Below are 11,661 nucleotides of genomic sequence, written 5' to 3' on the forward strand. Positions count from 1 at the left end.
CCGACGAAGTTAAAAAAATTATCCTTATTTTCACCCTGTTTTATATCCTTATTATATATTTTATACCCTATTTTACTGCTTTTCAGGATATTTATCACTGAAAAATATTGCGTTTTTTTCTTTTACATCTCCCCTTATGATCTTTTTGATATAAAAAATAATACGGGATAAGGATTTTACCTGGATGTATCTGTTATCTCTGGATTTTTTCTCCCTTCCCCTCCCCCTACTTCAACTCTCTCTTTCTGAAATCCTTCTTCTTTTAAATTAATCCAAAAAAAAGGAATGAATTTTTACTACTTTTTTGAAAAGGCATAGCTTTTGAACAACGTAAAAAGATTACAAACTTTAATTTCACATGAAAAAAACACTTTTTTTCCCATCCATGTTACTGGCCATACTAATTATTGTCGTATCATGTACAACTAACCGTTCAGTAACTTATACCGTGGCTTCCGAAGCTATTGATTGCGTTGGAGTAGCACCTCAAAAATGTTTACTAGTAAAAAAAGGTAACACACCTAATTGGGAATATATGTATAGCTCTATTGATGGCTTCGATTATGTTCCTGGCTATGAATACGTCTTGAAGGTTAATGAAATTCCTGTAGAAAACACACCTGCCGATGCATCATCTATTAGATATGTCCTGATAAAAGAAGTTTCTAAAACACAAAAAAATTCTGAAAATTTACCTCTTTCAGTAGTTAATTCTAAAAAAGAAGCTTATCAATGGGTAGGAAGGGTTGTTGATATAGAAAATATATCTACCGGCAGAGGGGCTGCTGCAGGAAAATTCCCTGCTGTACTGGTAAAAATTATGGTAACCAGTTCTTCCTCAGTTGAGCTTAAAGAAGGTTCTATTATATACGCAGAAATATTGAAAAACCCGAAGGTATATCCGGTTATTGGAAGAGAATATGTATTTAAGGCTCAATATATACATCCTGCACATGCAAAAGGAATTTACTTACTGGAAACACAGGTTCAGGATTTGGTCCATTAGTAAATCCATAATTTACTCTATTCTTACATTCTTTTACGTATCGAGATCAATCTTTATGATAAAGCTATAAAGTCAACAGGTTATACGTTTAAAATTTTATTCCATTTTTCTTGGAATTGATAAAAGGATTTTATTACTTTGGCTTGATATGGAAAAAGTAATTCTCAGAAAAAGGATAACTTCTATAGACATGCTTAGAGGTTTGGTTATGTTGTTTATGCTGTTGGATCATGTTAGAGAAACGTTTTTTTTGCATCTACAGATGGGTGACCCTGTAGATGTTCAAACGGTAAGTTTCCCTTTGTTTTTCAATCGTATGCTTGCCCATATCTGTGCTCCTGTTTTTATATTACTTACCGGACTTTCTGCTTTTTTATACGGTCAGGCTAGGGGTGGCTCACGAAAAGAAATTTCTTTATTTCTCTTTAAAAGAGGTGTTTTTCTCATTTTATTAGAGCTTATAGTAATCAATTTTGGCTGGACCGGTGAATTTCCTCCACATAAAATATATTTACAGGTAATCTGGGCTATAGGCTTTAGTATGATTTCTTTATCCCTTTTGCTTTGGCTTCCGGAAAAGTTGTTACTTATACTGGCTTTGATTCTAATTTTTGGACATAATACCTTAGATTCGTTGCACTTTGACAAATCTTCTCCCTGGTATACACCCTGGGCCATTCTACATGATCGCAGCTGGCTAAACTGGGGATGGATTAACATACGAACTTCTTATCCTATCCTTCCGTGGATCGGGGTTATAAGTCTGGGATACTGCCTAGGCCCTTTATTTAAGAAAACGACAAAACCCGTATTCAGACAACGTTTTTTACTAATTTCAGGATTTATTTCCCTATCCTTATTTTTAATATTAAGATATATAAACGTCTACGGTGATAAGCCCTGGATGAATTTTGATTCTTCGTGGTTGACATTTATGAGCTTTTTTAATATTACCAAATATCCTCCATCTTTATTGTTTCTGTTATTTACTCTATCTATTGCTTTTTTTCTACTATTCGGATTTGAAAAACTAAGTTCTAAGCTGGAATTTAAACCTCTATTGGTTTTGGGTAGCGTTCCTATGTTTTTTTATATCGTACATCTGTATTTTCTCAAACTTTTATATCTCCTTAGTGTTGCTGTATGGGGTAAAAATAAGGGTGATTTTTTTGGTTTTACTCATGTATGGCAACTATGGACCACAACTATAGTTATTGCATTTATTTTATATCCTTTCGTTAAGTGGTTTTCCAAATACAAATCTGAACATAAAAATATTAAATGGCTAAAATATCTATAATTAAAATCTACACTTAAATAAAATCGGGAAAATCATTTTTAAGTTTTATTTCGTGTTTTCCCATAAACTGATGGGTAATTTTATACCCCATTTCAAAAATTTCTTCCACATGCTTTAAATCAAAGAGACTATATTCGGACAACACGTCAGATTCAATTAAATAATCACACATTTTCCTATCCTGCATCATATTTGCATTGGACATATAATGAAAAGACTGTTCTGCAATGTATGTTAATGAATTTTTAAATGGGTTTTTTATAAAGGGGCTCACATTTATCCCTATTATTTTATCACATTTTTCTCTGAGGACAGATACGGGAAATTTTTTTAACAAACCTCCATCTACATAATATTTGTTATTAATTTCCACCGGGGTAAATACAACAGGCACAGAACAAGAAGCAATAACCGCAGGAATGATGGGCCCGGTATTAAAAAATTCTACCCGCCCTTCTTCAATATTGGTGGCAGCTACATATATGGGAGTTTTTAATTCTTCGAAGTTATGAACCTTTAAATTGTTTTTTAAAAAGGATTGAAAGGGTGTATTTTTAAAAATCCCTCCTTTAGGCATAGAAAACTTAGCAAACTTATTAAAAGTACTTTTTTTAAAAAAAGAAATAATATCCTTAGGTTGATGACCGTCTGCATATAAGGTTCCTGCAAAAGCTCCAGCGCTGGTACCGGAAATTACATCCGGATAAAGACCTCTTTCGTTAAGTGCCTGCAAGGCTCCTAAATGAGCAAATCCTTTTGCTCCCCCACCCCCTAAACTAATTCCTAATTTATATTTATTTATTTCCATTTTTTATCTTTGATTACATTTTCTTCATATTTAGAATCAGCATCTATCAAAATTTTATTGTTGATGTAATATTTTCGAATAAAATTACACATATTATTCATTCGTTTAAAAATTTTCTTTATGTAGATTAACAAATATTCTCATTCAATCAATTTAAATTCTATTTTTACTCAAGCTTCTGAATTGTATAATAATTACCATCATATTTTAACCTTTTAATAAAAAATGATTGAAATTCTGATTACTGGCAAAAAATAAAAAATAATTAATTTCCAATTCCATAATCTACCCTATCCATTATTAAAATAAAGTATATATTTATTTTAGCATATATCCTGAAATTAACCCTCAATAAATCAGGTATTCATATAGATCAATTACAATCGTAACAAAATCTTAATTACTATTGAAATAATTATTTTTTTTGGTTTCCTTAGATTTGCCTCAGAAATTAATTACTACGTTCCTGTTAAGAAACAGGGAGTTATATGAAATGAATACTATAAAAAAATGAAAAAACTAAATTATTATTTTGCCTTTCTTTTACTTATAAAACTTTCTTTTGTTAACAGCCAGGAAGTAAAAGAAGAATCTGCTTTTAAACCTAGCGGCAATGTAATTGCGAGAGGATTTTTGGATTATAGCAATAACTTTAAAAATGAAAGCGGTTTTAATATTACTCGGGCATTTTTGGGATACAGTTATAAAATATTGCCCGGTTTGGAAGGTGTGGTCATATTAGATGGGGCTTCAGGGAAAAATTCTTCCGGGAAGCTGGAACCTTACCTTCGAAATGCTTATTTATGCTGGAAAGATAAACAGTTTAACGTGCATGCTGGTTTGACCGGATTATTACAGTTCAGCATTCAGGAAAACTACTGGACTCATCGATATGTAGCCAAATCTTTTCAGGATATGAACAGTATGGCTCCGAGTGTTGATTTAGGTTTTACAGCTGAATATGCCATAACTCCAAAGATATCAGTTGATTTTAGTTTAACTAATGGTGAGGGATACAAGAAAATAAAATCTGATAATAATGCCCGTTATGCTGCCGGAATAAGTGTAAAACCCTTGAAAAACACTTTATTCAGAGTATATGCTGATTATTATAACAAGTCTAAGGATTCTTTAAGTACTAAAGACCAGAGTAATGTTGCTTTGTTTTTAGGCTACCAAAATCCAAAATTCTCTGCCGGAGCAGAATATAACCATCAGTTTAATCGCGATTTTGTAAATGGCAAAGATTTTTACGGCTATTCTTTTTACGGCTCTTTAAAAATTGCTCCTAAATGGAGAACTTTTGCCCGGTACGACTGGGCTGATTCTTCCAATCCTTCTACAAGTAAGTCATACTGGAGTAAGCTTGACGGTCAATTACTGATGTTCGGTTTCGAATTTTGCCCTATCAAGCAAATCAAATTAGCTCCTAATTTCAGGAATTTAAATTATGCGCGAAGAGATGCCGAACAATATTTCTTTATTAATGCGGAATTTCGATTATGATTTAATTTATGATGTAAATGCTTCTTCAACTAACTGATGAATCATGGGCATATACTCTTTTATATGAATGATTGCATGAACATCTTCAATGATATTCACTTTTACCGCTTCATCAAAAATGCGTTTATAATATTTTGAATCAAGGGTTTCATCATTTTTAGAGATTATCAGACTTACATTTTTATTTACGATATTTTCGTGGGTAGCATTGAATATCTTATTTCTCATATCCGGTAGTATTCTATACTGATCTTTAATTTGCTCGGCAGAAAATACCGGATTGGTCATAACATATTTCAAATCTGGAAACTCATTAACTAAATACCAGGCTAAATTTGCTCCCATACTGTCTGCCATAAGAATATGCGGGAAAGTTTCATTTTTTAAGATGTTTACTTTTTGTGTTAAAAATTCCGGTATGTTCATATATTCATCCCACTCCCAATATATGGGTTGGAAATCTGGAAAATCTGAATAAAATTCTTTTATGCATTCGAATTTTTTTCCGGATGTCCTATAACCGTGAAGATAATATATTTTTTTCATTTTGGATTTTTAATCTGTATTGATATAAACCTAATCAAATTTATTAAATTTGTAATTAATTTTAATTGTTTTGACGAATTTTAACTTTCCATTAAAAGCAATTAGTAAAAAAAGACATACTTGTATAAAAAATTATTCAGCCAGACAATTATATATGGGTTAAGCAATGTACTTGTAAGAGTATTTCCTTTTATACTGACCCCCATGTTAGTTAAAGCTTTTGGACCCGCAAAATATTCCATTTATGCTGATTTTTATTCAGCTGCTGGAATTATTTCTGTACTGCTTACTCACGGAATGGAAACTACATTTTTTCGTTTTTTTCAAAAATTTAAAGATAATGCTTCTCGTCAGAATACAGTATACTACACTTCACTTACTTCTGTTTTTATAGTTTCGATCGCTTTTTTGTTTTTTGGAATCAGTGCCAGACAACCGTTAGCCAAAGCTTTTAAACATCCGGACGAAGTAAATTTTCTGGTTTGGTTTCTTTTTATTCTTGCTGCTGATGCAATGTCAGCCGTTCCGTTTGCTAAATTGAGAATTGAGAACAAAGCCATACATTTTGCTTCTTTAAAAATTATGAATTCGGTTGTGATGTTTTTGTTAACTGTTATTTTGATTTTCTGGATTCCGAATCAAATTAACAATAATGGATGGGGAAGTGGATTTTTTATAAAGATTTATAACTTTGAATATGGTATAGGATATGCTTTTGCAGCAAATTTGATTGCCAGTATTATTACTTTTGCAGCCTTATTGCCTACCATACTTAATGGCTCTTATAAATTTGATACTTCTTTATGGGAAAAAATGCTAACGTATGCATGGCCCATCACAATTGCCGGACTGGCCGGAATTATTAATGAAACGATGGACCGCCAGTTTATTAAGTATTTGCTTCCGGAAGGAAAGGCAGAAATAGAGATGGGTATATATAGTGCCGTTTATAAAATTGCAACTTTTATTACCTTGTTTAAAACTGCATATTTATTGGGAGTTGAACCTTTTTTCTTTTCTCATGCCGGAGAAAAAAATTCTGGAAAAACATACGCAACCCTGATGAAATATTTTTCTATTTTCAGTGCAGTTATCCTTCTTTTTTTAGTAGCTAATCTTGATTGGATAGGTAGATTATATATTCGCAACTCTGATTACTGGAGTGGATTTAAGGTAGTTCCTATTTTATTGATAGGTTCAACGTTCCTTGGTATTTATCTCAATTTATCTATCTGGTATAAACTTTCTGACAAAACACATTATGGAGCTTTAATATCTTGTATAGGTGCTTTTATAACTATTTTGTTTAATTATTTAGGATTAAAATATACTAATCTTGGTTATTGGGCTTGTGCATATGCTACGTTATTTTCATATTTCACTATGATGTTAATTTCTTATTTGTGGGGGCAAAAATATTACTCGATACCTTACAATCATCGTAAACTGATTTTTTATATAGGAGGAAGTACAATTTTAAGCTTACTCTCTTATTATTTAAGTAATTCTATAATAGTGAGAACTTTGGTAGGTAATATCTTATTTATGCTATTTATTTATGTTACTTTAAAAATAGAATATAAAGATGTTGCTATTTTTAAAGCTAAGATAAATACTATACTACAAAGCAGAAAAAAATGATTTTTGGAATTTAAAGAAATCAAAACCAGCTTTTATTTCTACTGAAAATTAAAAAAAGTATGAAATTTATTTACAGGATTGTAAAGACTTATATGATTGTAAATATCAGCAACAATATTTATCTTTTAGAGTTTTTTGTATAACCTTACTAATTGTTAATTTCATTTGAAGTTAATGTATAAATAATCCGCATATAAAAAGACCCTTAAAAAAAGGGCCAAACTACTAACTTATTAATTCGTATAATTCTTATTGATTGAAATCTTTTAACTTTAATTCAAGTTAAAATTTACTTATATACAAATTTGATACATTCTTTTTATGTTTTTGTTAATTTATTATAAAAAAAATTTATATGAATATAGATTATATTTTATATGCGTTTAAATATTTATAAATCAAATACATAATAATAAAATAATATTATCATAAATTATGTTTTATAAAAATATTTATGTTTTTATATACACTATTTGAAAGATATTTATTTATGGCACAAAATTAGAAGTAGAAGTGCAAATTATGAATTTCATTATGAATACCTTTAAAATTAGCAGTTTCACATTTTTATTATTATCAATCTTTTTATTTTCCTGTGGTGAAAAATCATCTTCAAATCCTCCGAAAGATTCTTTAAATTCATCTTTAATTGAAAATGAGAGTACAGAAGAACAGAGTTTACCCATATCTGATTTACAGTTATCTTCATCTCAAGACCAGTTAATAAAAGAAATATACCAAAAATACAGAGGTAAATTTGAAGAAGTGGGAAGAAACAGAAATATAACTGGATATGAAAAGGGAGTAAGAAAAAGAGAATTAGCTTATGAGCGTAAAGAAGAGATTTTAAAAATCTTGAACGCTGAACAACGAAAAATTGCAGAAAACTGGTCGGGAGATGTGAATGATCAAAATAATGATTATTTAGAATCCCAACTTGAGACATTAGAAAACAGTTATAAAGTAAATAAAAATAACATTGAAAATAATACAAATTTATCTAAAGAGGAAAAAAAATTAAAGAAAGAAGAATTAGAAAACCAATATAAAATTGATAGAAAAAAATTGAAATCAAGCAAAGATATTATTAAAGATTCTCACTTAACAAAATAATTTAATTTCCTTATCTAACTAATTAACACTTAGACTTTTATTTTATTTTATTTTTTTTATAATTGTATTAAATATATTTATAATATTAATGTATATTAATATTAAAATTTCCGTTAATTTGCAGCATACAATTATATCATGAAGACACTTACAAAACTTTTTAATTTTAAATTGAAAAAAGAAAACATTTTATTAACCTTCACTATTTTATTATTTATATTTTTTTTATTACACCTTAGAGGTTTATCTGATTTATCATTTTAAATTAGGCTTTCATTAAAAAATATTACGAGCTAAAATTTTATAGCTCGTAATTCTGATTTGTATTATTTTTCAACATTTTTAACCATTTCCATCATTTTATCATTATCCAAATCCTTTTTCAAGTATTCTTCAGTATTAAATAATTTTAGTGATAAATTAAACTTAGTTTCATAGGATACTTCGGCTTCTAAACAATCAAATTCGAAAACATGCCCTCCCACTTTCTTATCTTCACTTACAAAGTGTAGATGAAATCCTGCTACAGAAACATTTTCAAAAAATTCCGGGCTCCAAAAACCGATAAGTGTTCCTCTGCTATTCTCAAACGTTCTGACTAATTGATTATCCGCAAATTCACTTCCATCTTTATAATTCTCCCCTCCATCCTTAGGGGTTCTGATAACAACTTTATTAAATGTTGCAACAATTTTTACAGCTAAAAAAACATTATCCAACAACACATTTTGTGATAATTTTTCATGTAAATTAGATTTGTTTAAATGCGTTGCCTGAAAAGACTTTTCCGGATTAAAAGTCGTAATTTGGGCAAAAGGTAACAAATCTGTATTTTTTAATTCTCTTAGTTCATGATTGTCTTTACCTTCTAACATTTCGCCATCAATAATAATTTCTCCTGACATACCATCCGAGCATCCCAGCCCGAAATTACCACAAGCTAATACGTCTTTTGCTTTAAAATTGCCTTTAATTATACCACTCATTAATGCATTAATAGTTGAAAATTGATATAAAACTTGTTCTTTAGATTTAGTGTCCATTTTTTATTTATTTAATAATCTGAATGTTACAAACTTCATACCACACAGACATTAATTAATACCTATAATTTTGATAATAATAAGCTAAGGTTATTAAATAAAATATTCTTATAAAGGAAACGCTCTATATATATAAAAAGCTTATTTTCAAATAATTATACTTAATCTTATTTTAACAAACAATAATATTATATTATCATATTAAAATATATAATTAATAAATAATAATTTAAATTGAAATAAAATTTTATTATATAAAAATTAATTAATATTTTTGTATAGTAAATATAATTTTGAGAGCAATTCATGGTAATTTGGTTTGCCATGGATAAAAAATGAAAGCAACCGTACGGTTGCTTTTATTTTTTATAAAAAAGTTTTATATGTATTATTTATTAATTTCTTTATACAGATTATTTTTAAAAAAATCAGTTCCATTTCTTTTATCGAATTTATCTGCAAGGTTTACTGCAAGCTCAAAATAATATATATACAATTGTTTGAAATTATATAAATCATCTGAATTATATAAGGGAAACTTAGGGCTGAGATTCATTTTTTGAATTTTATCACTTTCAAATAATCGTAAACAATTTTTAGAAAATGTAAATCGAATTGAATCTTCGGCCTCAGGTTCCCAGCACGAATATTTTTCAAAATATTCAAGCCCTTTCTTCCTGTCATTATCGATCATGTAATTTATGAGTAACGATACGGTTGACAAAACAGAACTATCTGACTTATCTATCAATTCTAATTCCTTTACAGCCATTTCATAATAAGTATGAGCTCTCGGATCTTTTGCTTTATTCAAGTAGTAAGACAATTCGCACAAGGTAACAAAAGGCATATGAGCACAGGTAACTCTTTTATTAATTAAATCGTGAGCCTGAACAATAGCTTCATCATAATTTTCTTTTAAAAGCTCCATTACGACTTTAGTATCAAGTTCACAGGCTGGGCAATGTGACATATCATCTCTAGCTTCTGCTTCTCTCAATTCTATAAAATGTTCCGCTTGTTTACTATCTCCTAAAAATTGATTCCAAGCTATTAACACACTATAATACCCTCTAAGGCTAAAGCCGTTTCTTTGCATCCTCAGCTTTAAATCTTCCAAAATTTTCTCTACTTGCTCTCTGGATATATTTACATTTCTGTAAGATGCATTAGCCATCCATTTATATTCCCATAAAAATTCATTTTCGCTAAACAAATCCTGATTTTTCTCCCAAGTATCTAATATCCACGAAAAGGCAGAAAAACTTTCTACACAACGAGCTGTGTTTACTTCTTCAGCTATCAGATTCAAACGAAAATCAAAACCCCAGTCTAAATCATTATTTACATCAGCTATATTTATAGCTTGTTTGAGCAAAGCTATTCTATCTTCGATAATTACTACCTCTTTTAGTTTGAGTTCTATTTTCTGCAGTTCCAGATTGTAATTCATAATGCTTCAAGTTCTTATAATCTCGATAATTCTTCAAGTAATAGTTTATTATAATTTTGTGTTTTATTTCTGGCATCAAATTTATAAGCCAAATCTTCTGCTATTTTTTTATAGTAGTCAAAAAAAACATGTGTCCTGTATAGACCGTTTTCTTTATAAAAAGGAAAAGAAGGTCTCAAATTTTCCAATTCAATATCTTCATCTTTTTTAAATAGTTTAAGAAAGTTTAAAGATACTTCAAAGCTTATTTTATCTTCAGCATTTAATTGCCAATGCGCATATTTAGTGAAAAGAGATATAGCTAACTGTTTGTTATGTTCTGCACTGTAATTAATTAATTTTGATATATCGGATATGGCCGAAGTATTTTTATCTGATTTTAATTCTTCCAATGCTTTATTAAAATAAAACCGGGCTTCCGGGCGATTTCCTTTATTTAAATAATAGGCTAAATTACAATAGGTATTAAACGGAACTTCGGCACAAAATAATTTTTTCATTTGCATTTCTTTCATATCAGAAAGAGCTTCATCAAAATTCCCATTTAATAGTTTAATTTTGATTTTTGCATTCTGTTCGCAGGCTTCACAATCTGACATACCATCCCTTCCTAATCTATCACGTTCTTTAATTATATTCATTGCTCCATGTATATCTCCTATATTTTCCCTCCACATCAATTCAGGAACAAAATACCCTCCCAATCCAAAACCATTATTCTCTAATCTAGTTTTTAAATCTTGTAATATATTTTGAATTTGCTGATAGCTTATTGATGAATTATCAATTGACGATACCGCCAACCATTTATATTGCCACAGTATGTCTTCTTCATTAAACAATTCTTTATAATTATCTACTGCTTCCAACAGCCACGCCATTGCAGAAAAACTATCTGTACAATGCGAGGTATCATTTTCCTCTTCTATTAATTGTATTCTTAAGTCAAAAGCCTCTTGAATTTCGTTATGCGAGTCTGCCAACTGTATTGATTGCTTTAATAACGAAATCCTTTCATCTGCACTTTCCATTTCTTCCATTAATTGATATCGCAAATCAATTCCTTCAAATAAATCATTATTATCATCAGCTATTTCTATAGCTCTGCCCAGTAATAATTTTCTTTCTGAGGAGTTGTTTTCCTGACTTATTTTAATTAGAAGCCTCTGTATCTCCAGATTATAATTCATCTTATTTGCTTTTAGATAAATCAATATACGCACACAAATATACCTAATTTATCTT

General features: G+C 29.5%; 10 protein-coding genes. 5 read left to right on the forward strand and 5 right to left on the reverse strand.

Annotation, left to right across the window (positions count from 1 at the left end; translation table 11 throughout):
- Nucleotides 1-358: 358 nt before the first annotated feature.
- Nucleotides 359-1,006, forward strand: a complete 648-nt coding sequence (locus EQ921_RS09380) for a DUF4377 domain-containing protein (RefSeq protein WP_128331456.1) — start codon at nt 359-361, stop codon at nt 1,004-1,006.
- Nucleotides 1,007-1,154: 148 nt separating this feature from the next.
- A complete protein-coding gene (locus EQ921_RS09385; protein ID WP_128331457.1) occupies nt 1,155-2,306 on the forward strand; it encodes a DUF1624 domain-containing protein in 1,152 nt (383 codons plus the stop codon).
- A 13-nt stretch (nt 2,307-2,319) separates the two neighbouring features.
- Here the strand turns inward: EQ921_RS09385 and EQ921_RS09390 are convergent, their stop codons facing one another.
- Entirely contained in the window at nt 2,320-3,114 is a 795-nt protein-coding gene (locus EQ921_RS09390) for a patatin-like phospholipase family protein (RefSeq protein WP_128331458.1), read from the reverse strand.
- 510 nt (nt 3,115-3,624) lie between these two features.
- Between EQ921_RS09390 and EQ921_RS09395 the strand changes: the two genes are divergently transcribed.
- Nucleotides 3,625-4,620, forward strand: a complete 996-nt coding sequence (locus EQ921_RS09395) for an outer membrane beta-barrel protein (RefSeq protein ID WP_128149116.1) — start codon at nt 3,625-3,627, stop codon at nt 4,618-4,620.
- A gap of 6 nt (nt 4,621-4,626) precedes the next feature.
- Here EQ921_RS09395 and EQ921_RS09400 read toward each other — a convergent pair whose 3' ends face one another.
- Nucleotides 4,627-5,166, reverse strand: a complete 540-nt coding sequence (locus tag EQ921_RS09400; protein WP_128331459.1) for a hypothetical protein — start codon at nt 5,164-5,166, stop codon at nt 4,627-4,629.
- Between the two features lie 120 nt (nt 5,167-5,286).
- Between EQ921_RS09400 and EQ921_RS09405 the strand changes: the two genes are divergently transcribed.
- Nucleotides 5,287-6,807, forward strand: coding sequence for a lipopolysaccharide biosynthesis protein (locus EQ921_RS09405; protein ID WP_128331460.1), 1,521 nt, complete (start codon nt 5,287-5,289; stop codon nt 6,805-6,807).
- 534 nt (nt 6,808-7,341) lie between these two features.
- Complete coding sequence (locus EQ921_RS09410; protein WP_128331461.1) at nt 7,342-7,920, forward strand: hypothetical protein; 579 nt, start codon at nt 7,342-7,344, stop codon at nt 7,918-7,920.
- Nucleotides 7,921-8,246: 326 nt separating this feature from the next.
- Here the strand turns inward: EQ921_RS09410 and budA are convergent, their stop codons facing one another.
- The 3 genes from budA to EQ921_RS09425 all read right to left on the reverse strand — a co-directional run bounded on the left by budA (nt 8,247) and on the right by EQ921_RS09425 (nt 11,606).
- Complete coding sequence (budA, locus tag EQ921_RS09415; protein WP_128331462.1) at nt 8,247-8,963, reverse strand: acetolactate decarboxylase; 717 nt, start codon at nt 8,961-8,963, stop codon at nt 8,247-8,249.
- Between the two features lie 388 nt (nt 8,964-9,351).
- The gene (locus EQ921_RS09420; protein WP_128331463.1) at nt 9,352-10,416 is read right to left on the reverse strand and encodes a hypothetical protein; all 1,065 of its coding nucleotides are present in this window, start codon (nt 10,414-10,416) and stop codon (nt 9,352-9,354) included.
- A 14-nt stretch (nt 10,417-10,430) separates the two neighbouring features.
- Nucleotides 10,431-11,606 carry a hypothetical protein gene (locus EQ921_RS09425; protein ID WP_128331464.1) on the reverse strand — a complete coding sequence of 392 codons (1,176 nt, stop codon included), beginning with the start codon at nt 11,604-11,606 and terminating at the stop codon, nt 10,431-10,433.
- Nucleotides 11,607-11,661 lie beyond the last annotated feature (55 nt).

The sequence above is a fragment of the Apibacter sp. HY039 genome (assembly GCF_004023655.1).
GTDB lineage: Bacteria > Bacteroidota > Bacteroidia > Flavobacteriales > Weeksellaceae > Apibacter > Apibacter raozihei.